This window comes from Ralstonia sp. TCR112 (assembly GCF_007997035.1).
GTDB lineage: Bacteria > Pseudomonadota > Gammaproteobacteria > Burkholderiales > Burkholderiaceae > Ralstonia > Ralstonia edaphi.
This window is the reverse complement of sequence record NZ_VOSS01000034.1, coordinates 13,378-37,257: the sequence shown is the minus strand read 5'-3', so window position 1 is coordinate 37,257 and position 23,880 is coordinate 13,378. Positions and strand designations below refer to the sequence as shown.

At 65.2% G+C, this 23,880-nt stretch carries 18 protein-coding genes; 16 read left to right on the top strand and 2 right to left on the bottom strand.

Translation table 11 applies throughout. The annotated features are described in order from the left end of the window. Positions 1–29 precede the first annotated feature (29 nt). From FUT88_RS11950 to FUT88_RS11885, 14 genes are all read left to right on the top strand, one after another. Positions 30–695: a haloacid dehalogenase type II gene (locus FUT88_RS11950; RefSeq protein ID WP_147215329.1), complete on the top strand. Its 666-nt coding sequence runs from the start codon at positions 30–32 to the stop codon at positions 693–695. Between the two features lie 33 nt (positions 696–728). Continuing rightward, entirely contained in the window at positions 729–2,018 is a 1,290-nt protein-coding gene (locus FUT88_RS11945) for an NAD(P)/FAD-dependent oxidoreductase (protein WP_147215327.1), read from the top strand. A gap of 81 nt (positions 2,019–2,099) precedes the next feature. Next, positions 2,100–3,719, top strand: a complete 1,620-nt coding sequence (locus FUT88_RS11940) for an ABC transporter substrate-binding protein (protein WP_147215325.1) — start codon at positions 2,100–2,102, stop codon at positions 3,717–3,719. 45 nt (positions 3,720–3,764) lie between these two features. Then, positions 3,765–4,721 carry an ABC transporter permease gene (locus FUT88_RS11935; protein WP_027679997.1) on the top strand — a complete coding sequence of 319 codons (957 nt, stop codon included), beginning with the start codon at positions 3,765–3,767 and terminating at the stop codon, positions 4,719–4,721. 28 nt (positions 4,722–4,749) lie between these two features. After that, on the top strand, positions 4,750–5,664 hold the full coding sequence (locus FUT88_RS11930) for an ABC transporter permease (protein WP_147215510.1): 915 nt from the start codon (positions 4,750–4,752) through the stop codon (positions 5,662–5,664). A gap of 2 nt (positions 5,665–5,666) precedes the next feature. Beyond that, positions 5,667–7,304 (top strand): ABC transporter ATP-binding protein, encoded by a 1,638-nt coding sequence (locus FUT88_RS11925; protein WP_147215323.1) that lies wholly within the window; start codon positions 5,667–5,669, stop codon positions 7,302–7,304. 20 nt (positions 7,305–7,324) lie between these two features. Next, positions 7,325–8,413 carry a tartrate dehydrogenase gene (locus FUT88_RS11920; RefSeq protein ID WP_147215321.1) on the top strand — a complete coding sequence of 363 codons (1,089 nt, stop codon included), beginning with the start codon at positions 7,325–7,327 and terminating at the stop codon, positions 8,411–8,413. Positions 8,414–8,440: 27 nt separating this feature from the next. After that, positions 8,441–9,910 (top strand): NAD-dependent succinate-semialdehyde dehydrogenase, encoded by a 1,470-nt coding sequence (locus FUT88_RS11915; RefSeq protein WP_147215319.1) that lies wholly within the window; start codon positions 8,441–8,443, stop codon positions 9,908–9,910. A 70-nt stretch (positions 9,911–9,980) separates the two neighbouring features. Beyond that, a complete protein-coding gene (locus FUT88_RS11910) occupies positions 9,981–10,382 on the top strand; it encodes a winged helix-turn-helix transcriptional regulator (RefSeq protein WP_147215317.1) in 402 nt (133 codons plus the stop codon). A gap of 64 nt (positions 10,383–10,446) precedes the next feature. Further along, on the top strand, positions 10,447–10,974 hold the full coding sequence (locus FUT88_RS11905; protein WP_147215315.1) for a hypothetical protein: 528 nt from the start codon (positions 10,447–10,449) through the stop codon (positions 10,972–10,974). A 113-nt stretch (positions 10,975–11,087) separates the two neighbouring features. Then, positions 11,088–12,434 (top strand): TolC family protein, encoded by a 1,347-nt coding sequence (locus FUT88_RS11900; RefSeq protein WP_147215313.1) that lies wholly within the window; start codon positions 11,088–11,090, stop codon positions 12,432–12,434. Continuing rightward, a complete protein-coding gene (locus FUT88_RS11895) occupies positions 12,431–13,651 on the top strand; it encodes an efflux RND transporter periplasmic adaptor subunit (RefSeq protein WP_147215311.1) in 1,221 nt (406 codons plus the stop codon). The genes FUT88_RS11900 and FUT88_RS11895 overlap by 4 nt, the downstream gene beginning before the upstream one ends. Next, a complete protein-coding gene (locus FUT88_RS11890) occupies positions 13,648–16,797 on the top strand; it encodes an efflux RND transporter permease subunit (RefSeq protein WP_147215309.1) in 3,150 nt (1,049 codons plus the stop codon). Before FUT88_RS11895 ends, FUT88_RS11890 begins: the two co-directional genes overlap by 4 nt. Further along, positions 16,794–17,117: a P-II family nitrogen regulator gene (locus FUT88_RS11885; RefSeq protein WP_147215307.1), complete on the top strand. Its 324-nt coding sequence runs from the start codon at positions 16,794–16,796 to the stop codon at positions 17,115–17,117. Before FUT88_RS11890 ends, FUT88_RS11885 begins: the two co-directional genes overlap by 4 nt. Positions 17,118–17,223: 106 nt before the next feature. Here the strand turns inward: FUT88_RS11885 and FUT88_RS11880 are convergent, their stop codons facing one another. Further along, the gene (locus FUT88_RS11880) at positions 17,224–19,464 is read right to left on the bottom strand and encodes a M1 family metallopeptidase (protein ID WP_147215306.1); all 2,241 of its coding nucleotides are present in this window, start codon (positions 19,462–19,464) and stop codon (positions 17,224–17,226) included. A gap of 566 nt (positions 19,465–20,030) precedes the next feature. Between FUT88_RS11880 and FUT88_RS11875 the strand changes: the two genes are divergently transcribed. After that, positions 20,031–21,503, top strand: a complete 1,473-nt coding sequence (locus FUT88_RS11875; RefSeq protein WP_147215304.1) for a sensor domain-containing diguanylate cyclase — start codon at positions 20,031–20,033, stop codon at positions 21,501–21,503. Positions 21,504–21,547: 44 nt separating this feature from the next. Here the strand turns inward: FUT88_RS11875 and FUT88_RS11870 are convergent, their stop codons facing one another. Next, positions 21,548–22,390 carry a class I SAM-dependent methyltransferase gene (locus FUT88_RS11870; RefSeq protein WP_147215302.1) on the bottom strand — a complete coding sequence of 281 codons (843 nt, stop codon included), beginning with the start codon at positions 22,388–22,390 and terminating at the stop codon, positions 21,548–21,550. 219 nt (positions 22,391–22,609) lie between these two features. Between FUT88_RS11870 and FUT88_RS11865 the strand changes: the two genes are divergently transcribed. Continuing rightward, positions 22,610–23,872 (top strand): NAD(P)/FAD-dependent oxidoreductase, encoded by a 1,263-nt coding sequence (locus FUT88_RS11865; protein ID WP_147215300.1) that lies wholly within the window; start codon positions 22,610–22,612, stop codon positions 23,870–23,872. Positions 23,873–23,880 lie beyond the last annotated feature (8 nt).

The window sequence follows — 23,880 nt, the reverse complement described above, 5'->3', positions numbered from 1 at the left end:
CCGCCTTCAGGACCTGAGGACCTCAAACCATGACCTTCCGCCCCAAGTACATCACCTTTGACTGCTATGGCACGCTCACGCGCTTTCGCATGGGCGAGATGACGCGCGAGCTGTTTGCCGATCGCATTCCGGCCGAGCAGATGGAGCAGTTCATTGCCGACTTCACTGCCTACCGCTTCGACGAGGTGCTGGGCGACTGGAAACCGTACGAGGTGGTCCTGAAGAACGCCGTGCGCCGCCTGTGCAAGAAATGGAAGATCCAGTACTTCGACACCGACGGCCAGGCCTACTACGACGCCGTGCCGACGTGGGACCCGCATGCCGACGTGCCGGCAGGTCTGGCCAAGGTGGCCAAGGAAATCCCGCTGGTGATCCTGTCCAACGCCGACGACTCGCAGATCCAGAAGAACGTGGCGATGCTCGGTGCGCCGTTCTACCGCGTGTACACCGCGCAGCAGGCCCAGGCCTACAAGCCGCGCCTGAAGGCCTTCGAATACATGCTCGATTCGCTCGGCTGCAACCCGGAAGACGTGCTGCACGTGTCGTCCAGCCTGCGCTACGACCTGATGTCGGCCGATGACCTTGGCATCGTCAACAAGGTGTTCGTCAACCGCGGCCACGGCCCGGGCAATCCGGCGTACCGTTACACCGAGATCCAGGACATCGGCGGCCTGCCCGGTGTTGTCGGTCTCTAAGCCGCGTCTCCATCGTCGCCCCACATGACCTCCATGAAACTCGACTCCTACTGGAACGACTCGGTGCCCGCGCTGGCGCTGGACGCGCACGATCTGCCGGCGCAGGCAGACGTGGTGATCGTCGGTGGCGGTTTCACGGGGTTGTCGGCGGCGCTGGCGCTGGCCCGGCGCGGCGCCAGCGTGGTTGTGCTGGAAGCGGGCGACAGGGTGGCGCCCGAGGCGTCGGGGCGTAACGGCGGCCACGTGAACAACGGCCTGGCCGTCGATTACGCCGACCTGGCCGCCAAGGTTGGCGTGGACCGCGCCCGCGCCTGGTATCACGCCTACGACGCCGCCGTGGATACGGTGGAGCGCATCGTGCGCGACGAGGGCATCGCCTGCGACTTCCAGCGCAACGGCAAGCTCAAGCTCGCCACCAAGCTGTATCAGATGGACGCCCTGCAACGCAGCGCGGACCGGCTGATTGCGGATGGTGTGGATCGGGATGTCGAGATACTCGATGCTGCCCGCGTGCGCGCGGAGGTGCAGAGCGAGCGCTTCCAAGGCGGCTTGCTCTACAAGCGCAGCGGCCAGATGCACATGGGCCGTTTCGCGCAGGGCTTGGCCATGGCGGCTCAACGCCAGGGCGCCCAGATTCATACGCGCACCTGCGTGCAACGCGTCGAGCGTGTGCAGGGACAAGTGCATCGCATCCACACCACGCGCGGCACGGTGCTGGCCAAGCAGGTGCTGCTGGCGACCGGCGCGTCGCGTCATGGCGGTTACGGCACGTTCGGCTGGCTGCGTCGGCGCATCGTTCCCATCGGCAGCTTCATCGTTACCACCGAACCGCTCGGAGCGGAACGTGCGCACGCGTTGCTGGCAGCGCGCCGCACGTATGTGACGGTGGCGAATATTCACCATTACTTCCGCCTCACGCCAGACCACCGGCTGGTGTTTGGCGGCCGCGCTCGCTTTGCGGTGTCGAGCCCGCAGCAGGACGCGGTGAGCGGCGAAATCCTCCGCACCGGCCTGACGGAAACCTTCCCGCAGTTACGCGACGTGCGTCTCGATTACTGCTGGGGCGGGCTCGTCGACATGACGCAAGACCGCCTGCCGCATGCGGGTGAGCGTGACGGCTTGTTCTATTCCATGGGGTACAGCGGGCATGGCACGCAGATGTCCGTGCACATGGGCGAGCGCATGGCCGAAGTCATGGCCGGCGACGCTGCTGCCAACCCGTGGCGCGATCGCGCGTGGAGCGCCATCCCCGGTCACTTTGGCCCGCCGTGGTTCTTGCCGGCGGTGGGCATGTACTACCGGCTCAAGGACCGATTTGCCTAAGCTGTGCCGCAAGCGCCGTCTTCCGCAGTTCCGCACGATCACAACGCATTCATTCAGACCAGATCCATCAGGAGCCCCACCATGAGCGACAGCCATAACGAGTTCGAGAACCTTGTCGGTCCCGCCGAAAGCCAGCGCGTGATGGCGTCGCTCAAGCGGGGTGCCTCGCGACGCGATGTGTTGAAGATGCTGATGGCGGGCGGCATGCAGGCCACGCTCGCCGGCAGCCTGGCCGGCACGGCCGTCAGCGCGTATGCACAGACGCCGCGCCGTGGCGGGCGCATTCGCGTGGCGGCAGCCACCGCAGCAGCGACCGACACGCTCGACCCGGCCAAGCAGTCGAACCAGAACGACTACGTGCGCTGCAACATGGTCTACAACGGCCTGTTTGTGCTGGACGGGAGCCTGACGCCGCGCCCCGCGCTGGCTGAGTCGTACCACACGGCCGATGCCAAGACCTGGGTGCTGACGTTGCGCAAGGGCGTGACGTTCCACGATGGCAAGGCCCTGTCCCCGGCAGATGTGGTGTATTCCGTCATGCGCCACAAGGATCCGGCCACTGCGTCAAAGGCCAAGGTGCTGGCCGACCAGATCGAGAGCGTCAAGGCGACCGGGCCGAACGAAGTGACGGTGGTGCTGACCGCGCCGAATGCCGACTTGCCGGTGATCCTGGGCACCTTCCATTTCCATATCGTCAAGGACGGCACGACCGATTTCAACGGTGGCATCGGCACCGGCCCGTACAAGATCAAGGAATTCAAGCCCGGCGTGCGTACCGTCGTCGTGCGCAACGACGGCTACTGGAAACCGGGCAAGCCATATCTGGACGAGATCGAGTTCGTCGGCATCGGCGACGAAAGCGCGCGCGTCAATGCGCTGCTCTCGGGCGGGATGGACCTGGTGGCCTCCGTCAACCCGCGCGCCGTGGCGCGTGTTAAAAGCACGCCCGGCTATGCGATCTTCGCGACGCAATCGGGCCAGTACTCCGACCTGATCATGCGCAAGGATACGGGCCCGGGCGCGAACCCCGATTTCGTGATGGCGATGAAGTACCTGTTCGACCGCGAACAAATGAAGAAGACCATCGCGCTGGACTACGCGGTGCTGGGCAACGACCAGCCGATCGATCCGACCAACCGCTTCTATTTCAAGGAGCTGCCGCAGCGCGCGTTCGATATCGACAAGGCGAAATTCCACCTGCAGAAGTCGGGCGTGACGGGCAAGATTCCCGTGGTGGCGTCGCCGGCGGCCATGTACTCCGTGGAGATCGCGCTGGTGCTGCAACAGACGGGGCAGCGCATCGGTCTGGACCTCGACATCAAGCGCATGCCGGCCGACGGTTACTGGTCCAACCATTGGCTGAACAGCCCGGTCGGCTTCGGCAACGTCAACCCGCGCCCGAGTGCTGACACCATCCTCACGCAGTTCTTCAAGTCCGATGCGGCGTGGAATGAATCGCGCTGGAAGAGCCCGAAATTCGATCAGCTGCTCACCGCCGCCCGCGCCGAAACCGACGTCGCCAAGCGCAAGCAGATGTATGCCGACATGCAGACGATGATCCATGGGGAAGCGGGCATCGGCATTCCGCTGTTCCTGGCCAGCATCGACGGGCACACGACCAAGCTCAAGGGCCTGGCGCCCATCCCGCTGGGGGGCCTGATGGGCTATTCGTTTGCCGAAAACGTCTGGCTTGATGCCTGACGGCGCGGTGGTGGCGTTCTTGCCGAAGGTGATGAAGGGGCTGTCATGAATCGAGTCATCCTTAAGCTGCTGATGCGGCGCGTGGCGCTGGCGCTGCTGTCGTTGCTGGCGGTGTCGGTCATCGTGTTCTCCATCACCGCTGTACTGCCCGGCGACGCCGCGCAAGAGCAGTTGGGGCAGGACGCCACGCCCGAAGCCCTGGCCGCCCTGCGCGCACAGATGGGCCTGAACGTGCCGGCGCCGCAACGCTATGCGCACTGGCTTGCCGGCATTGCGCGCGGTGACCTCGGGCAGTCGACCACCACGCAGATGCCGGTGGCCGAACTCGTGGCAAGCCGCTTGCCGAATTCGCTCCTGCTGGCGGCGGTGACGGCGCTGTTCTCGGTGCCGATTGCGCTCAGCCTTGGCGTTGCCTCTGCTGTCTGGCGCGGCTCATGGTTCGACCGGGTGGCCTCCACCGCCTCCGTGGCCGTGGTGTCGGTGCCGGAGTTTCTGGTGGCAACGCTGGCGGTGCTGGTGTTTGCCGTCAAGCTGCGCTGGCTGCCGGCGCTGTCGTACGTCAACGACATCGAATCGCTCGGTCAGATGCTGCAGGCCTTTGCCATGCCGGTGCTCAGCCTGTGCTGCGTGATCGTCGCGCAGATGATGCGGATGAGCCGGGCTGCCGTCATCGACCAGCTCGAGGCGCCGTACATCGAAATGGTGCGCCTGAAAGGCGCCTCGCCGATGCGCGTGGTGCTTGCGCATGCCTTGCCCAATGCGGTGGGGCCGATCGCCAATGCGGTGGCGCTGTCGCTGTCGTACCTGCTGGGCGGCGTGATCATCATCGAGACGATCTTCAACTACCCCGGGATTGCCAAGCTGATGGTGGATGGCGTATCGCAGCGTGACATGCCGCTCGTGCAGGCCTGCGCCATGATCTTCTGCGCGGGCTATCTGCTGCTCGTGACCGCGGCCGATGTGCTGGGCATTGTCGCCAACCCGCGTCTGCGCCACCGTTGATGCTGATCCTATGAACAAGAGCCTGACGATGGAAACCACGCCAACTTCTCCCACGTTGCCGGCCGGCACGCCACCCGCGCCACCGGCACCGCGCCACCCCATACGGCGCCTGCTGAGCAGCTTCGGTGTCACGGGCCTCATCGGCCTGGCTGTGCTGGTTTTCTGGCTGCTCGCGGCGCTGGTCGGCCCTGCGCTGCTGCCCGCGCACCTGATCACCAGTGGTGACGGCAACGGCGATGTCTTCGGGCCCATGAGCGCGGCCCACTGGTTCGGCACCGATTATCTGGGCCGCGACATGTTCGTCCGCGTGGTGGAAGGTGCGCGCTACACGGTGGGCGTAGCGCTTGTTGCCACCGTACTGGCCAGCGGCACGGGCACGGTACTGGCGCTGTTCGCCGCTGCCATGGGCGGGCTCGTCGACGCCACGTTGAGCCGCGTGCTCGATACGCTCACCGCCATCCCGAGCAAGATGTTCGCGCTGCTGATGGTGGCGGGCTTCGGTTCTTCGGTGACGATGCTCGTGCTGACTGCAGCGATCATCTACGTGCCGGGGGCGTATCGCATCGCACGCTCGCTGGCGGTCAACATCAACGCGCTCGACTACGTGACCGTGGCGCGCACGCGCGGCGAGGGCACGCTGTACATCATGCTGCGCGAGATTCTGCCGAACATCCTCGGGCCCATGCTGGCCGATCTGGGGCTGCGCTTTGTGTACGTCGTGCTGCTGTTGGCAAGCCTGAGCTTCCTGGGCCTCGGCATTCAGCCACCGTCGGCCGACTGGGGCTCGCTGGTGCGCGAGAACATCGGCGCGCTGCCGGATGCAGGCGCCTCCGTCATCGTGCCGGCGCTGGCCATTGCAAGCCTGACGATCGCCGTCAACATCGTCATCGATAACCTGCCGGGCCGGGGTCGTTCCGGGGCCCGCGAACGCGGAGGGCGTTGAACATGGGTGCGTCCGTCGTCGTAGAAGGCCTGCGCATTACCGCAGGCGAACAGACCCTCGTAGACAACCTGAGCTTTGCCATTCAACCCGGCGAAGTGCTGGCGCTGATTGGCGAGTCGGGCTCCGGCAAGACCACCACCGCGCTCGCGCTGATGGGCTATGCGCGCCGCGGCTGCGAGATCGCATCGGGCAGCGTGCGCATTGGTGATATCGACGTGCTGCATCTGCCGCCTGCAGAGCAACGCGCGCTGCGCGGGCGCACCGTGGCGTACATCGCGCAGAGTGCAGCCGCGTCGTTCAACCCGTCGCGCACGATCCTGGATCAGGTGGTGGAGCCTGCGCGCATTCACGGCACGATGTCGCGCGCGCAAGCCGAGGCCAAGGCCGTCGAACTGTTCCGCGAACTGGCGCTGCCCAATCCCGAAACCATTGGCGAGCGGTATCCGCACCAGGTGTCGGGCGGGCAGCTGCAGCGGCTCATGGCCGCCATGGCGCTCATCATCGACCCGGATCTGGTGATCCTGGACGAGCCCACCACCGCGCTGGACGTGACCACGCAGATCGAAGTGCTGCGTGCGTTCCGCCGCGTGGTGCGCGAGCGCCGCGCCACCGCCGTCTACGTGAGCCACGACCTGGCCGTGGTGGCGCAGATGGCCGATCACATCCTGGTGCTGCGCGGCGGCCAGATGCAGGAGATCAACCCCACCGCGCACATTCTCGCCACGCCGGATCACGACTACACCAAGAGCCTGCTGGCCGCGGCACGGCCAAAGGCGCGCCCGGCAGAGCACTGCCTGGGCGAGGGCGAATTGCTGCTCGATGTGCAGGGGTTGGGTGCCGGCTACGGGGCGGTGGACGCCAAGGGCCAGCCCGCCACGCGCATCCTCGACGACATCAGCTTCAAGCTCTATCGCGGGCAGGCCATTGGCGTGATCGGTGAATCGGGCTCGGGCAAGACCACGCTGGCGCGTGCCATTGCGGGGTTGATTGCGCCGTGCGAGGGCAGCATGACGTTCCGCGGGAAGGCGCTCGAACCCTTGCTGGCAAAACGGTCACACGACGCGTTGCGCCGCATCCAGATCGTCTTCCAGATGGCCGACACGGCGCTCAACCCGTCGCACACCATCGAGCGCATTCTGGCGCGGCCGCTGCAGTTCTATAAGGGGCTGAAGGGCGAAGCGTTGCAGCGGCGGATTCGCGAGCTGCTGGATCTTGTCCGCCTGCCGCACAGCGTGGCCCAACGGCTGCCGGGCGGTCTCTCGGGCGGACAGAAGCAGCGCGTGAACCTGGCGCGTGCCCTGGCCGCCGAGCCGGATCTGATCCTGTGCGACGAAGTGACTTCCGCGCTCGACACGGTGGTAGGCGCAGCGGTGCTCAACCTCATGGCCGACCTGCGGCGCGATCTGGGCGTGTCGTACCTCTTCATCAGCCACGATCTGCATACGGTGCGGGCGGTGTGCGACGAGATTGTCGTCATGCAGCACGGCCGCAAGCTCACGCAGGTGGCGCGTGCCGATTTCGATCGCGGCCCGCACCATCCGTACTACGAACAACTTGCCAACTCGGTGCCTGAATTGCGTCAGGGCTGGCTTGACGAGCGGGACCGCACGGTGACCCATTCCGCGGCGGTCTCCATCTAACAGAGAAAAAAAGGAACGACATGATTCCCGCATTCCGCATCGCGATCATTCCAGGAGACGGCATCGGCAAGGAGGTGATGCCAGAAGGCCTGCGAGTCATCCAGGCGGCGGCCGAGCGCTTTGGCTTCGAGCTTGAGTGCCACACCATCGATTGGGCCAGCTGCGACTACTACGAGCAGCACGGCCAGATGATGCCCGACGACTGGAAGGCGCAGCTCAAGGGCATGGACGCGATTTTCTTTGGCGCGGTCGGCTGGCCAGCCACGGTGCCCGATCACGTCTCGCTGTGGGGCTCGCTGCTCAAGTTCCGCCGCGAGTTCGATCAATACATCAACCTTCGCCCCGTGCGTTTGTTTGAGGGCGTGCCGTGCCCGCTCGCCAACCGCAAGCCCGGCGACATCGATTACTACGTCGTGCGCGAGAACACCGAAGGCGAATACACATCGCTCGGCGGCATCATGTATGAAGGCACCGACCGCGAGATCGTCATCCAGGAATCGGTTTACTCGCGCAAGGGTGCAGAGCGGCTGCTCAAATTTGCCTTTGACCTTGCACAAAGCCGCCCGCGCAAGCACGTGACGCTCGCCACCAAGAGCAACGGCATCGCCATCAGCATGCCGTGGTGGGACAAGCGTGCAGATGAAGTCGCGCAGCAATACCCCGACGTCACGCTCGACAAGCAGCACATCGACATCCTGACCGCGCGCTTCGTGCTGCAGCCGGGTCGCTTCGATGTGGTGGCCGCTACCAATTTGTTCGGCGACATCCTGTCCGATCTTGGGCCCGCGACGACGGGCACGATTGGCCTGGCGCCTTCCGCCAACCTGAACCCCGATCGTACGTTCCCTTCGCTGTTCGAGCCGGTGCACGGCTCGGCGCCGGACATCTACGGCAAGAACATCGCTAACCCGATTGCGATGATCTGGTCGGGCGCGTTGATGCTGGATTTCCTGACGCAAGGGCAGGGCGCGGGGCGTGCGGCGCACGACGCCATCGTCGCGGCCATCGAAGCCGTGCTCAAAGATGGCCCGCGCACGCCGGACCTGGGCGGCACTGCCAACACCACGCAGGTGGGCGAGGCGATTGCCGCGCACGTTGCGGGTGCCTGAATTTCATTTGCTGTGGAACAGAACACCATGTCTCTCTCACTCAATCGTGCGGACCTGATCCGCAGCGCAAACTACATTTCCGGCGAATGGCTGAGCGCAGCCGGCCCGCTGCTTGACGTTACAGACCCGGCCACCGGCAACCTCATCACGCGCGTGCCCGATTCCGGCGCGGACGAGGCACGCGCCGCGCTGGACGCCGCGCATGCCGCCTTCCCGACGTGGCGCAAGGTGCCCGCCAAACAGCGCGCGCAGATCATCAAACGCTGGAACGATCTCGTGCTGGCGCATCAGGACGACCTTGGCAAGCTGATCTCGCTGGAGCAGGGCAAGCCGCTGGCCGAAGGCAAGGGCGAGGTGGCCTACGCCGCGAGCTACATCGAATGGTTTGGCGAACAAGCCACGCGCATGAACGGCGAGGTCATTCCTGCGCCCGTGCCGGGCCGGCGCATGTTTGCACTCAAGGAGCCGGTGGGCGTGGTGGCGGCCATCACGCCGTGGAACTTCCCGGCGGCGATGATCGCGCGCAAGATCGCCCCGGCGCTCGCGGTGGGCTGCACCGTTGTCTGCAAGCCCGCCGAAGACACGCCGCTGACATCGCTCGCCCTCGTGCGCCTGGCACAGGAAGCCGGCGTGCCGCCAGGCGTGCTCAATATCGTCACCGCCTCGCGCGAGCGGACGCCGGAGGTGGTGGACGTTTGGCTGGACGATGGCCGCGTGCGCAAGATCACGTTCACGGGCTCGACGCCGGTCGGTAAGCATCTGGCGCGCCGCAGCGCCGACACGCTGAAGAAGCTGTCGCTCGAACTCGGCGGCAATGCCCCGTTTGTCGTGTTCGACGATGCGGACATCGACGCCGCCGTCGATGGCTTCATGGCAGCGAAGTTCCGCAACGGCGGGCAGACCTGCGTGAGCCCGAACCGCGTGTTCGTGCACGACGCGGTGCACGATGCGTTTGCCGCCAAGTTGGCCGCACGCGTGGCTGCACTCAAGGTCGGGCCGGCCACCGACCTGGCTTCGCAGATCGGCCCGATGATCAACGCGCGTGCGGTTGAGAAGATCGACCGGCACGTGCAGGACGCCATCGCCAAGGGCGCCAAGGTGTTGACCGGCGGTGCGCGCCTGACCCAGCTCGGCGCCAACTACTACGCGCCCACGGTGCTGATCAATGCTGATGCCACCATGGCCTGCGCCTGCGAAGAAACCTTCGGCCCCGTCGCGCCGCTCACGCGTTTCACCACCGAAGAGGAGGTGATTGCCGCTGCAAACGACACGCCGTTTGGGCTGGCTGCCTACTTCTACAGCCAGAACGTGCGTCGCATCTGGCGCGTGGCCGAAGCGCTGGAGACCGGCATTGTCGGCATCAATGAGGGCGCGCTGGCCGCCGAGGCTGCGCCGTTTGGCGGCGTGAAGGAATCCGGCTACGGCCGGGAAGGCTCTGTTCACGGGCTGGACGACTATCTCCACACCAAGTACGTCTGCCAGGGCCAGCTCGACTGACGGGGCGCGTTGCAGGGCGGCACGATTGGCGGTACGGTCACGCGTATCCCAATCGTGTTCCGGAGGCCCCATGGCCGACAACCTGGCTCCGTCCTCTTCGTCTACGCCGGAAAGTCCGGCTGAAGGCACCGTGGAAGCCTGCCCGTCCACGCGCGCGCTCGAACTGGTCGCCGGCAAATGGGCGCTGCGCATCTTCCCTGCGCTGGAAAACGGCCCCGTGCGCAACAACGAACTCCTGCGCCGCGTGGGCGACGGCATCTCGCAAAAAATGCTCACGCAGACGCTGCGTGAGCTGGAAGCCAACGGCCTCATCCTGCGCACCATTTACGACAGCGTGCCGCCGCACGTCGAATACCGCCTCAGCCCACTCGGTGAATCGCTCAACCGCACGCTCGTCGGCCTGGACGACTGGGTGCGCGCGCATTGGCCCGAAATGGAACGGATTCGGAAAAATCAGGTCGATTCCGATTGACATCCGCGCGATCTGCCGGACGCTTTGTGCAGATGCAGCATTTTTCCGATAGTATTCGGGGCCCATGTTTGTGACGAATCTTTCCTCCGCCTTGCCGACGTTGTCTCGCGCCACCGCGCGGGGCGTGCTGTCGCGCGTGCGCGGCGTGCGGTGGATCGTCACGATCTGGTGCCTGTTGTTCACCGTTTCAGTGTTCTCGGCCACGCATTTTCCCGATGGTCAGGCTGCGGACGACGCGCTGGAAGCCATCGAGGCCGTTGTCGACGACGCCCCCGGCGATGCTCCGCCGGTTGCCAAGCCCAGCAAGGGTTTTGAGCGCGCCATCAAGATCGCGCTCGGCAAGGCGGTCAAGCAGCCCGGCCAGTGCTTCGGCGTCGAACATTGGGTTGCGCACGCTCCCGATGCGCCTGATGCGCCCACGACCAGCGCCGCCGCCCCCGATCACCCCAGCGACGCGCCGGAACTCTGGCTGCCGCCGCCTCCCATGGTGTTGACGCCCGGCCTGCGTGTCGCGCGCGTCCGTGTGTCCCTTCCTCCGTTCCAGGCTGGCCCCACGCCGGCCCCCATGCTGCGTCCGCCCGCACGCGCCTGATCTCCGGCATTTGCCGGAAACCATCCCCTTGAGTTGCTAGTGCTCCGCCAACCGGCCCGTTGACCGGCTGGGCGTTCGCGCTTGCCTGTTCTTCTTTTTCAGGATGATTTCGGATGTTGTCCAATCAGGATGCGGCCACCCCGCGCCCCGCAGCAGGCGCGCGCGTGTCGCGGCGTGCTGTTCTTTCCGCTGTGCTGACCGCGATGGCCGTCCATGCCAATGCAGCGCCGCCGGTGCCCTCACCGCGTGGTGCCCAGACCGCCACCGCCCGCGCCGACGAGGCGCTCCCGCAGCCGCGCTACACCTTGCAGCAGTTGCTGGAACTGGCCCGCGCCAACCACCCGGCGCTCGCCGCTTCACAGGCGCAGGTGCAGGCGGCGCAGGCGGGCATCACCACCGCGCGCGCGTGGCCCAACCCCGAGGTGGAAGCCATGGCCGGCCGCCAACGTGCCCGCATGCCGGGTGCGGCGGAAGGCCGCACCAATAGCGTGTCGATCACGCAAAAGCTCGATTTGCCGTGGCAGCGCGCCGCGCGTACGCAGGCAGCCGATGCCGCGTACGAAGCGTCGCAGGCGACCGCCCGATCGCAGGCACGCGATGTGGAAGCCGATCTCAAGCTGCGCTTTTACGACGTGGTGCGCCGCGAGGCCGAGCAGCGCAACGCGCGCGAAGACGTGACGCTGGTCGAGCAGATCCGCCGTGGCGTGGCCGTGCGCGTGGAAACCGGCGAGGCCCCGCGCTACGAACTCATTCGTGGCGACGCGGAACTGCTCAACGCGCAGCGCAACGAGCAGGCCGCCGCACTGCGTGTGCAGCAGGCGCTGGCTGAACTGCGCCGTGCCGTGGGCGCCGATCTGCCGCTCACGTTCGACGTCGATGCCGGTGCGGAGACGCCGTCCGTCGCGCATCTGCCGCCGCTGGCGGATCTGGTCAATACGGTGCTCGCCACGCATCCGGAGCTGGAAGCCGATCGCGCCGCCGTGCGCGAGGCCGAAGCGCGTCTCGCGCACGAGCGCAGCCAGCGTTGGCCGTCGCTGGCGTTGCGCGGGTCGGTCGACCGCCAGCCCGATCTGCAGGACAGCCGCGTGGGCCTGGTGATGTCGATTCCGCTGTTCGACCGCCGCGATGGTCCCGTCGGTGAAGCCGTGGCCGCCCGCGAACGCGCCCGCGCTCTGTTGCGCGACCGCGAGTTGCGCACGCGCCAGGCAGTGGAATCGGCCTATCGGCAATACGAGATTGCGGAGTCGCAAGTCAGTGCGCTCGAATCCGGTGTCATCAAGCAGGCCGAATCGGCGCTGCGCGTGGCCGAAGCCGCATACCGCCACGGCGAGCGCGGGATTCTCGACTACCTCGATGCCCAGCGCGTCTTCCGCCAGGCACGCAATGACCTGATTGCCGCACGCGCGGACCTGCGCACCGCCGCGGTTGAACTCGACCGCCTGCGCCCGGAGGCCCCATGAAACGCCCCAGCCATCGCGTTGCCTCCCGAACTTACGAATCCAGCCAGACCATGACCGCACGTTCTTCTTTCTCTTCTTCGATCCGGCTGGCCGGCGTCGCCCTGGCGGCGATGTTGTTGCTGGGCGCATGCGGCAAAGATGCCGCCAACGATGCCAAGGCCGCGCAACAGGCCGTTGACCCGAACCTCGTCGTTGCACAGCCCACGCTGGTGCAGCGTCTGAAAGTGGCGCCGGTGGGCAAGCAGCCGATTGCCGAGCGCCTGCGCGTGCCGGGGCAGATTGCGTTTGACGAGCAGCGCGTGGCGCGCATCGGCGCCACCGTTACGGGGCGCGTGACGGAGCTGGTCGCCACGCCGGGGCAGAGCGTCAAGGCAGGCGACATCCTCGCGCAGCTGCACAGCACCGAGCTTGGCGCCGCGCAGCTCGCCTACCAGAAGGCCGCCGCGCAGCGCGACCTGCAGGCGCGCGCGCTGGAACGGGCCAAGCTGCTGCTGGCTGCCGACGTGATCGGCTCGGCCGAACTCCAGAAGCGTCAGAGCGAACTGGCGATGGCCGATGCCGAAGTGCGCGCGGCCGTCGACCAACTGCGCGTGATGGGCGTGTCGCCCGGCACGTTGGCGAAGATGCGCACGGGCGGCATGTCGTCGATCTCGCCCGTGGTGGCGAGCATCAGCGGCACGGTGGTGGAGCGCAAGGTGACGCGCGGCCAGGTCGTGCAGCCGGCCGATGAGCTGTTCACCGTGGCCGATCTTTCGCGCGTGTGGGTAGTGGGTGAAGTGCCGGAAAACGCCGCTGCCGGCGTGCGCGCAGGTCAGGCCGTGGAGATCGACACCGGCGCGGGTGACCGCATTGTCGGCAAGCTGATCTGGGTGTCGGACATTGTCGACCCGCAAACGCGGACGGTCACGGTGCGCACCGAAGTGGACAACGCAGAGCGCGCGCTCAAGCCGTCGATGCTGGCCACGCTGCTCATCCAGTCGCGGCCGGAAGAACGTGTGGTGGTGCCGACCTCCGCCGTGGTACGTGAAGACAACCGCGACTACGTGTTCGTGCGTGCCAGCGAGACGAACTACCGGCTCACGCCAGTCAAGCTCGGCGATGAATCGAACGGTGTGCGCCCGGTCATCTCCGGCGTGCAGGCCGGGCAGCCGATCGTCGTCGAAGGCGGTTTCCATCTGAACAACGAGCGCAAGCGCGCCGAGATGGAGGGCGCATGATCGACGCATTGATTCGCGGCGCGCTCAAGCAACGGCTCGTGGTGGCCGTGATCGCCGCCGTGCTGCTGTTCTTCGGGTTGGATGCCGCACGCAAGCTGTCGCTCGACGCGTTTCCCGACGTGACGAACGTGCAGGTGCAGATCGCCACTGAGGCGCCTGGGCGCTCGCCGGAAGAGGTCGAGCGCTTCGTGACGGTGCCGGTGGAAATGGCGATGACCGGCCTGCCGGCGCTGACCGAGATGCGCTCGCTCAACAAGCCGGGCCTGTCGCTTATCACGCTCGTCTTTACCGACGAGACCGATGTGTACTTCGCGCGCCAGCTTGTGATGGAGCGGCTGATCGAGGTGCAGTCGCGCATGCCGACGGGCGTGACGCCGGTGCTCGGCCCCGTATCGACGGGCCTGGGCGAGGTGTATCAGTACACGCTCGACAAACCGGATGACGGCGACAAGGAGCTTTCTGTGGAAGAGCTCACCCAGCGTCGCATTGCGCAGGACTGGGTGGTGCGGCCGCTGCTGCGCTCCATTCCGGGCGTGGCCGAGATCAACTCGCAAGGCGGTTACGAGAAGCAGTACCAGGTGCTCGTCAACCCGGAGCGCCTGCGCCACCACAACGTGACGGTCAAGCAGGTGTTCGAGGCGCTGGCGGCCAACAACGCCAACTCGGGTGGCGGTGTGCTGCCGCACTTCGCAGAGCAGTACCTGATCCGCGGCGTGGGCCTGGTGCGCGACACCAATGACATTGGCGCCATCGTGCTCAAGGAGGTCAACGGTACGCCGCTCACGATCCGCGACGTGGCTGAGGTGAAGATCGGCACGGCGGTGCGCGCGGGGGCGGTGGTCAAGAACGGCGTGACGGAATCCGTTGGCGGTGTGGTGATGATGATGCGCGGCGGCAATGCCAAGGAAGTCGTCGCCCGCATCCAGGATCGCGTCAAGGCCATCAACAACGACGGCATGCTGCCCGACGGCCTGAAGATCGTGCCGTACTACGAGCGTTCAGAGCTGGTGGATTCGGCCCTGCAGACCGTCATCAAGGTGCTGGCTGAAGGCGTGGTGCTGGTGGTGATCGTGCTGCTGCTGTTCCTGGGTGACATACGTTCATCGCTCATCGTGGTCGGCACGCTGATCCTCACGCCGTTGCTGACGTTCATGGCGATGAACAAGCTCGGCATCTCGGCCAATTTGATGTCATTGGGCGGGTTGGCCATCGCCATCGGCTTGATGGTCGATGGCTCCGTGGTCGTGGTGGAAAACGCCTTTGCGCACCTCGCAAAGCCGCGCGATCCGAACGAGAGCCGCGCGCGCGTCATCCTGCATGCCGTGACGGAAGTGGCGACGCCTGTGATCTTCGGCGTGGGCATCATCATCCTGGTGTTCCTGCCGCTGATGACGCTGGAGGGCATGGAAGGCAAGATGTTTGCTCCGCTGGCCTTCACGATTGCGATTGCGCTGTTCTTCTCGCTGGTGCTGTCGCTCACGCTCACGCCGGTGTTGTCGTCGTATCTGCTCAAGCCCAAGGTACACAAGCACGTGGAAGGTGAGCACAGCGACGACCCCCACGCGGAGCACGACGCGCATGACACGTGGCTGATCCGCAAGATGAAGAAGCCGTATCTGCGCTTGCTGGAGTTGAGCCTGAACAACGGCCGCAAGACTGTGATCGTGGCCGTGGCGGTGTTTCTGGCCACGGGCGCGCTGATGCCGTTCCTCGGCACGGCGTTCATCCCCGAGATGAAGGAAGGCTCGGTGGTGCCCGGCATCAACCGCGCGCCGAACATCTCGCTGGAAGAGTCGATCCGCATGGAGATGGAAGCCATGCGCCTGGTGATGCAGGTGCCGGGCGTGAAGTCGGCCGTCTCCGGCGTGGGCCGAGGTGAGTCTCCGGCCGACCCACAGGGCCAGAACGAATCGACGCCGATCGTATCGCTGAAACCGCGCGATGAGTGGCCCAAGGGCTGGAACCAGGACGACATTGCCGAAGCGATGCGCAAGGCGCTGCAGGTACTGCCCGGCGTGCAGATCGTCATGGCGCAGCCGATTTCCGATCGCGTGGACGAGATGGTGACCGGCGTGCGTTCCGACGTGGCCATCAAGGTGTTCGGCGACGACCTGAGCACGCTGCGCGAGAAGGCCGAGGCGATTGCCAAGGTGGCGCAGGGCATCCAGGGTGCGCAGGACATGCGCGTGGAGCGGATCACCGGTCAGCAGTATCTGCAGATCGCGATCGACCGCCAGGCCATCGCGCGTCATGGGCTGAACGCGGCCGATGTGCACAACGTGATCGAGACCGCCATCGGCGGCAAGGAAGCCACGGAGATCTTCGAGGGCGAGCGCCGCTTCAGCGCGGTGGTGCGCCTGCCGGACGCATATCGCGGCAGCGTGGAGGCCATCCGCAACCTCATCGTGGCTGCCCCCAATGGCGCACAGGTGCCGATGGAAAGCATCGCCCGCATCGATGTGACGGACGGCCCCGCGCAGATCAGCCGCGAGCTGGGCAAGCGACGCGTAGTGGTGGGCGTGAACGTGCGCGACCGCGACTTGGGCGGCTTCGTGGCTGAGCTGCAGGCGGCCGTCGCGCAGAAGGTCAAGCTGCCCGAGGGCTACTACCTGGAGTGGGGCGGCCAGTTCCAGAACATGGAACGCGCCATGGGCCACCTGAAGGTGATCGTGCCCATCACGGTGGCGGCCATCTTCTTCCTGCTCTTCCTGCTGTTCAACTCTGTGCGCTATGCCACGCTGATCATCCTGGTGCTGCCGTTTGCCTCGGTGGGCGGGATCATCGGCCTGTTCGTCACGGGTGAGTACCTTTCCGTGCCGGCATCGGTCGGCTTCGTGGCGCTATGGGGCATCGCCGTGCTCAACGGCGTGGTGCTGGTCAGCACGATCCGCAGTCTGCGCGAGCAAGGCATGTCGGTGGAAGAATCCGTGCGGCTGGGTGCGCGCATGCGCTTCCGCCCCGTGATGATGACGGCCACAGTGGCCATGCTGGGGTTGATTCCGTTCCTGTTTGCCACGGGCCCGGGGTCGGAAGTGCAACGGCCGCTGGCCATCGTTGTGATCGGCGGTCTGCTGACCTGCACGCTGCTGACGCTGGTGATGCTGCCCACGCTGTACAAATGGTTTGATGAGGAGTCGAAGGCATGAAGGAAATCCGCATCGTAGTGCGCCCGCAACTGCTGGAACGCATGCATGAAGCGCTGCGCAGTTGCCCAGGTTTTCCCGGCATGACGGTGGGCGAGGTGAATGCCTATCCGCCAACGGCCTCACAGAGTGGCGCGCATTCCATCAAGGAAGACCTGACGGAGTTTGTGCCGCGCGTGCGCATCGAGATCGTCGCTTCCGATGCGCTGGCCGGCGTGCTGTTCGAAAGCGCCGTCAAGGTGCTGGAGCATGGCCAGACCGGAGACAGCGCCATCTGGATGACCGAGGTGGTTCAGGCGACGTTCCTGCATCGCACCGGTTGAGCATCGTGTGATGCGCACATGAAAAACGGCGGACCATGTCCGCCGGAAATCAGGAGCCACCCTTGCAGCGGGCCGCATCGTGAGACGCGGCCGCTTGCTTTGGTGCTTACCGCTTGATGTCGGTCAGATGCTTCATGAGGCCTTCGTAGCGGAACTTGTGGATCGGGCGATCCATGTTCTGCATCTGCTGCAGCTGCACCGCTTGCGGACGCAACGAGCCCGTCGGCGTCACAGCCTGGGCACGCAGCGTTGCGACGGCCGGCTGCATGTTCTGGATGCCGACAATCTGGTCATACAGCGCCTTGTCGATGATCTGTGCGTTGTACAGCTGCGTCGCATCGCCGGCGATGTTGGTCGTCGTCGCCTTGTTGCTGATGGAACCGGCCTGCGCCAGCAGTGCGCTCCACAGCGTCGGGCTGTAGTTGGTCACGTAGTAGTCCAGGCCCGTCGGGTTCGCCAGCACGGCCGAGCAGGTGGGCAGCGTGACCTGCGCGGTCTGCTGGTCAAGCACCACCGTCTGCGTCTGCGCCAGCCCATCGCCGTAGGCGATCGTGAGCGGAATATTCCATTGATAGCCGGAATAGACGTTCTTGTTCGGGAACGCCTTCTGCGTGATCGTCAGCACGTTCTGGTTGGTGGCGGGGTTGCACTGCGCGTCGATGCTGACGAGCGGCACGCCGGTCTGGCGCACAAAGCTGTCGCCGACCTTGCCGACAGGCTTGCCGCTGGCGGCTTCCAGCTCTGCCCACAGGCGCGGTGGCGTGCCATTGCCGAACTTATACTTGTTCAGGTAGCTCTGCAGCCCCTTGCGCATGGCGTCCTTGCCGACGTAGTTCTCGAGCATCTGCAGGACATGGCCGCCCTTGTTGTAGGCAAAGCGGTCGAGGAAGTCCATCGAGCCGGCATCGCTCAGGTTGTGCTGCACCGGTACGGCGGTCGGCTGCAGGTCCAAGGTGTAGACGCGCTGCTTGACGGCCGCATAGTCGGCCCACGTGTTGCCCTGGAACTCGGGGTGCAGCGCGATCTTGGTGACGTTCTCGAACCAGTTGGCGAAAGATTCGTTCAGCCAGATGTCGTCCCACCAATCCAGCGTGACCAGATCGCCAAACCATTGGTGTGCCAGTTCGTGCGACACCACGACGAACGAGCGCGCCTTGCCCATCGAGTGGACGGTGGTCGGTGCGCCATCGGGCGGCACCAGCACCTGGTCGGCAAATTCGAAGATGGCGCCCCAGTTCTCCATGCCGCCAAAGCCGGCATTCTTGTTGTCGTAGCTGTCGTTGGCGACGATGGTGTCCATCTTGTCGAACGGCAGCGGGATCTGGAAGTAGTTGTAGTAGTGGTTCAGCGCTTCCTTCGTGAACTGCATGCCGGCCACCGCAGAGTGCGCCTCGCCAGGCGGCACCCACCAGCGCAGGCGCATGCTGCTGCCATCGAGCGGGTTGGTGAACTGGTCTTCCAGGATGTCGAACTTGCCGCCGCCGAAGAACAGCAGGTACGCCGGCATCGACGGTGTCTTGGCAAACGACACCTGCTGATAGCCGTCCGGCAGCTTGGTGGCGCTCGTCTGCCTGCCGTTGGCCACGGCCTTCCAGTCGCCCGGAATTTCCGCCGTCACTTCGAAGGTGTTGCGGAAGGCCGGCTCATCCCAGCTTGGGAACCACTCGCGCGCGAAGTTCGATTCGCCCTGCGTGACGATGGCGTCGGAGCTCTCACCCGTTGCGGCCTGCAGGCCCAGCTTGAAGATGCCCTCGGCCTTCGTGAAGTTGATCGTACCCGTCCATTCCATGTGGAGCACGTAGTTGCCGGGCTTGATGTCTCCGGTCGGGTCGCGCAGGTCATAGAAGGCCCCTTGCGATTGCGGAATCGGCACGAGCACGCGCGATGCGCCGTTGCCCGAGGTGGGCGTGAGCGTCAGGCGCGAGGCGTCGAGCTTCAGGTCGCGCACGGCCAGCGTCACGGCGCCGGTCTGCTTGGTGACCTTGATCTCCACGTCGGCGCGGCCCGAGAAGCTGTTCAGGTCTGCGCTCGGGCGGAACCACAGCTTGTAGTTGACGGGCTTGATGTAGTCCGGCAGTTCAACCGGGGGCACAGATGCGTCGACCGCCGGTGCCGGCGCATTGGTGTTGCCGGTATTGGTATTGCCCTGCTGCTGCGAGCCGTTGGCGTCCAGCTTGCCGCCGGACGGGGTGAGCGCGTCATCTCCGCCGCCGCCGCACGCGGCCAGAATCAGCGCTGCCGCGGCCTGCGCCACGAGTGCCAGCTTGAACGAGCGACGTGTCCGGGCGCTGTGCGCGCGTCCGGTGCGTGTCGTGGCCGTACGACGGAAGGTTGTCGAATCCCGCATTGCATTTCTCCTGAGGTGGAAACGAATCGGCGGCCCAGGGCTCAAAAGAAAAGTGGGGGGTAGGCCGCAGAATCGGGACAAGGAATTACCCGCTTCTTGCGCGGTGCAAATCACAGCCCGCGCACGGGATGCACGGATTCTGGAGGAAACGGCCCGCGAATCGAGACGAAGTTTTTTAAATCACGTGCGAGAGAATCGGCGGCCGAATTTGCAGTTTTTGGTATGCGCAGTGGCTAGACTGCGGGCGCCTCCGCGGATGCTGGGTGACTTCTGCAAAGCGCGTTGAAAAAATGAAATTCGTTGGGCGCTTCGTGAAACTCTCTTAAAAATCGCGGCGGATATTTTTACAACGTCCGATAAAACAAAACTGAATACGGCGCGGGATTCAAAAATCGCGCTCGGGAACTTTCCGGGTATTCAACTGGGTATTGCGCCGCAGCAGCAGAGCCGTTATCACCTGCCTGGGGGTAATCCTTCCGGATGAGGCTTGTGCTGCGCGCGGTTTTACACAAAACCGGTACGCTCGCAAGGTTGCAAAGTGTTTTCTGTCTTCCGTAGAGCGATTCATGCAATCCGCGTCCGATAGCGTCAGCAGCCCAGCGGCTGTGGGTGTCAACCTGATCGACTTTTTTGATGTCACCCCCACGTCATTGTGGCTGGAGGACTACAGCGATCTGCACCGTCTCTTTGCTCAATGGCGCGCCGCCGGCGTGACCGACCTGCAGCGCTTTTTGGAAGAGGACGTATCACGCGTGGCGGCGTGTTCGGCCTGCATCAAGGTGCTGCGCGTGAACCGGCGTACGTTGTCGATGTACGCGGCACCGAATGCCGAAACGCTCACCGCGCGCCTGGCTGACGTATTGCGCGACGACATGCTCGAAGCCCACGTGGGCGAACTCGTGCAGCTGTGGTCTGGCGAGCCGTCGTTCGAGAGCCGGAGCGTCAATTACACGCTCAACGGCCGCCGTCTGGACATCCTGCTCAAGGGCGTTGTTCTGCCCGACCACGAGCAGCCGTGGGACCGCGTGCTGGTGGCCGTGGACGACATCACCGAACTCGAAGACGCCCGCCGCCGTGCAGCGGCCAGCCAGCTTTATGCGCGCGGCGTGTTCGAGCACGCGCCGGTGTCGCTGTGGGTCGAGAACTTCAGCACCATCAAGATGCTGCTGGACGAAGTACGCATGCAGGGCATTACCGACTTCCGCACCTTTACCGACGTGCACCCGGAGTTTGTCGAACGCTGCATGCAGGAGATCCAGGTGCTCGATGTCAACGGCTTCACGCTGGAGATGTTCAAGGCGCGCAACCGCAACGACTTGCTGGGCCGCTTGCCGGAAGTCTTTCGCGACGACATGCGCTCGCACTTTCGCGAGCAGCTGATCGACCTGTGGGACGGCCGGCTCTTCCAGCAGCGCGAGGTGGTCAACTATGGGCTCGATGGCAACCCGCTGAACATCCACCTGCAGTTCTCGGTCTTCCCGGGGCGCGAGCAGGATTGGGACATGGTGCTGCTGGCGCTGACCGACATCACCGCGCGCAAGAAGGCCGAGTCGTACCTCGAATATCTCGGCAAGCACGACGTGCTGACCAAGCTCAAGAACCGCTCGTTCTACGTGGACGAGATCAACCGGCTGGAGCGCAAGGGCCCGTTCCCCGTGACGGTCATCATGATCGACCTAAACGACCTGAAGAGCGTGAATGACCAGCTCGGCCACGCCGCAGGCGATGCGTTGCTGCGGCGCGCCGGCGAGGTGCTCGGCAAGGCCATCGACAAACCTGCGCACGCTGCCCGCATTGGCGGGGACGAGTTTGCCGTGCTGCTGCCCGGCGCCGACGCGCAGGCCGGTGCGGCGCTGGTGGAGAGTCTGCGCAAGCTGGTCGAACTCAACAACCAGTTCTATCCGGGCGCGGAGCTGGGGTTTTCCATGGGCTGCGCCACCTGCCACGAAGGCGGGCGTCTGGAAGAAGCGTTGCGCGAAGCCGATGTCGCGATGTACGAAGACAAGCGGGTGCAGCACGAAGGCCGGCGCCCGGCATAACGGCGGCCATCTGCGCATCCGGTGCGCGGCTGCCTCTTCTCGCTTCAGGCGCCCGCCGGTGCAAAGAACCGTTCGTGCAGTTCTTCCAGCCCGAGCGTGCTGATCACCTCGTTCAACCGCTCGGTCGGGCGGCGGCGCGGCAGGTCTTTGTACTGCGCGATGATCAGCTCGTTCTTCATCGAGTGTTCCCACCCGACGAGTTCCGTCACGCTGACCTGATAGCCGTGCGCTTCAAGCTGCAGGCAGCGCAGCACGTTGGTGACCTGACTGCCGAATTCGCGCGTGTGCAGCGGGTGGCGCCAGATTTCCGTCAGCGCATTGCCGAGCGACTTGCCCTTGTTCTTGCGCAGCACGCCGGCCACCTCCGCCTGGCAGCACGGAACGAGCACGATGTACTGCGCCTTTTTCTCCAGCGCGAAGCGGATCGCATCGTCCGTGGCGGTATTACAGGCATGCAGTGCGGTCACGATGTCGATCGTGGCGGGCAGTCGGTCAGAGGTAATCGACTCCGCAACCGACAGGTTCAGGAACGACATCCCCTTGAAGCCGAGCCGGGCGGCAAGTTCGGTCGACTTGGTGACCAGTTCTTCGCGCGTTTCGATGCCGTAAATGTGCGAGGTTCCATCGCCCGGCTGCTCCTTGCAGAACAGGTCGTACAGGATGAAGCCGAGGTACGACTTGCCTGCGCCGTGGTCGACCAGCGTGACATGCCCCTTGGCTTGCTGCACGTCGGCCATCAGCGGTTCGATGAACTGGAACAGGTGATAGACCTGCTTGAGCTTGCGGCGGCTGTCCTGGTTCATTTTGCCGTCGCGCGTCAGGATGTGCAGTTCCTTGAGCAGCTCGATCGACTGGTTGGGGCGGATTTCGTGGGTCTTGTTGGACATCGTCAGGACAGCCTGGGCGACATGTCGCACGGAATGGGATCGGTGCGGCGGCGCGGAGAAAAACGGAAAGAGGGCGCCAGTTTACCGAAAAGCGGGGTGGGCGACGGCAAGCGCACCCCAAGCCACGTCATGCGTACCCTCGTTTGCCCGGGCCCGATGAGGATGTGACAATAGCGCCCCGCTTGCCTGCCCCACATGATTCGATCCGTTCCTCCCCGCATGTCCGAAACATCCAACGCCCCTCTCGTTGCCGTCATCGGCGCCGGCCCCGCCGGGCTCATGGCTGCTGAAGTCCTGTCGCGCAGCGGCGTGCGTGTGGAGGTGTTCGACGCCATGCCGTCGGCCGGGCGCAAGTTCCTGCTGGCGGGCATTGGCGGGATGAACATCACGCATTCAGAGCCGATCGACGCGTTTCTCGGTCGCTATCGCACGCGGCGCGAGGCGCTGGCGCCGTTCATTGGCCGCTTCAGCCCCGACGACCTGCGTGCGTGGATCCATGGGCTGGGCATCGATACGTTTGTCGGCAGTTCGGGGCGTGTCTTTCCGACCGAGATGAAGGCCGCGCCCTTGCTGCGCGCATGGCTGCACCGGCTGCGCGAGGCGGGCGTGCAGCTGCACATGCGGCATCGCTGGGTGGGGTGGGCGGAACCGTCAGACCACGCGCAGGTGCTGCGCTTTGAAACCGCCGATGTTGAGCGGCTGGTGCAAGCCGATGCGGTGGTGCTGGCCATGGGCGGCGGCAGTTGGCCGCGCCTGGGCTCCGACGGCGCCTGGGTGCCGTTGCTTGAGGCGCGCGGCGTGCAGGTGCAGCCATTGCGGCCTGCCAACTGCGGGTTCGACGCCGATTGGAGCGCGTATTTCCAGGAGCGTTTTGCGGGGCGGCCTGTCAAGTCGGTCGCCATCGGTTTGCCGTCGGGCGATGGCGGTGCGCTGCAATTCCGCCAGGGCGAGTTCGTCGTCACGCAGACCGGCATTGAAGGCAGCCTCGTCTATGCGTTGTCAGCCCCGATTCGTGATGCGCTGGCCGCAGAGGGCGGCACCACGATTTGGCTCGACCTTGCGCCAGGCTGGAGCGCGCAACGTGTGACGGATGAACTGATGCGCCCGCGCGGCGCGCGTTCGATGTCGAGCCATCTGCAAAGCAAGCTGAATATCACGGGCGTGAAGCTCGGCTTGCTGCGCGAGTGCCTGAGCAAGGAAGCGTTTGCCGATCTGGCCCAACTCGCGAAGGCCATCAAGGCGTTGCCGTTGCGACTTACACGCACGCGGCCCATCGACGAGGCGATCAGCACCGCAGGCGGCGTGGCATTTGAAGCGCTGGATGCAAAGCTGATGATCGAGCGTCTGCCGGGCGTGTTCTGCGCCGGCGAGATGCTCGACTGGGAAGCGCCCACGGGCGGCTATCTGCTGACGGCGTGTTTTGCGAGCGGCGCCGCTGCAGGGCAGGGCGCACTCGACTATCTGGCGACGATGGCGCGCTGATTCACTGC

What these genes read in the sequence shown, in the direction of transcription:
- FUT88_RS11950 (WP_147215329.1), top strand. Translation starts at nt 30, where the DNA reads ATGACCTTCCGCCCCAAGTACATCACCTTTGACTGCTATGGCACGCTC.
- FUT88_RS11890 (WP_147215309.1), top strand. Translation starts at nt 13,648, where the DNA reads ATGATCGACGCATTGATTCGCGGCGCGCTCAAGCAACGGCTCGTGGTG.
- FUT88_RS11885 (WP_147215307.1), top strand. Translation starts at nt 16,794, where the DNA reads ATGAAGGAAATCCGCATCGTAGTGCGCCCGCAACTGCTGGAACGCATG.
- FUT88_RS11905 (WP_147215315.1), top strand. Translation starts at nt 10,447, where the DNA reads ATGTTTGTGACGAATCTTTCCTCCGCCTTGCCGACGTTGTCTCGCGCC.
- FUT88_RS11895 (WP_147215311.1), top strand. Translation starts at nt 12,431, where the DNA reads ATGAAACGCCCCAGCCATCGCGTTGCCTCCCGAACTTACGAATCCAGC.
- FUT88_RS11945 (WP_147215327.1), top strand. Translation starts at nt 729, where the DNA reads ATGAAACTCGACTCCTACTGGAACGACTCGGTGCCCGCGCTGGCGCTG.
- FUT88_RS11870 (WP_147215302.1), bottom strand. Translation starts at nt 22,390, where the DNA reads ATGTCCAACAAGACCCACGAAATCCGCCCCAACCAGTCGATCGAGCTG.
- FUT88_RS11915 (WP_147215319.1), top strand. Translation starts at nt 8,441, where the DNA reads ATGTCTCTCTCACTCAATCGTGCGGACCTGATCCGCAGCGCAAACTAC.
- FUT88_RS11920 (WP_147215321.1), top strand. Translation starts at nt 7,325, where the DNA reads ATGATTCCCGCATTCCGCATCGCGATCATTCCAGGAGACGGCATCGGC.
- FUT88_RS11930 (WP_147215510.1), top strand. Translation starts at nt 4,750, where the DNA reads ATGGAAACCACGCCAACTTCTCCCACGTTGCCGGCCGGCACGCCACCC.
- FUT88_RS11935 (WP_027679997.1), top strand. Translation starts at nt 3,765, where the DNA reads ATGAATCGAGTCATCCTTAAGCTGCTGATGCGGCGCGTGGCGCTGGCG.
- FUT88_RS11900 (WP_147215313.1), top strand. Translation starts at nt 11,088, where the DNA reads ATGTTGTCCAATCAGGATGCGGCCACCCCGCGCCCCGCAGCAGGCGCG.
- FUT88_RS11865 (WP_147215300.1), top strand. Translation starts at nt 22,610, where the DNA reads ATGTCCGAAACATCCAACGCCCCTCTCGTTGCCGTCATCGGCGCCGGC.
- FUT88_RS11910 (WP_147215317.1), top strand. Translation starts at nt 9,981, where the DNA reads ATGGCCGACAACCTGGCTCCGTCCTCTTCGTCTACGCCGGAAAGTCCG.
- FUT88_RS11880 (WP_147215306.1), bottom strand. Translation starts at nt 19,464, where the DNA reads ATGCGGGATTCGACAACCTTCCGTCGTACGGCCACGACACGCACCGGA.
- FUT88_RS11875 (WP_147215304.1), top strand. Translation starts at nt 20,031, where the DNA reads ATGCAATCCGCGTCCGATAGCGTCAGCAGCCCAGCGGCTGTGGGTGTC.
- FUT88_RS11925 (WP_147215323.1), top strand. Translation starts at nt 5,667, where the DNA reads ATGGGTGCGTCCGTCGTCGTAGAAGGCCTGCGCATTACCGCAGGCGAA.
- FUT88_RS11940 (WP_147215325.1), top strand. Translation starts at nt 2,100, where the DNA reads ATGAGCGACAGCCATAACGAGTTCGAGAACCTTGTCGGTCCCGCCGAA.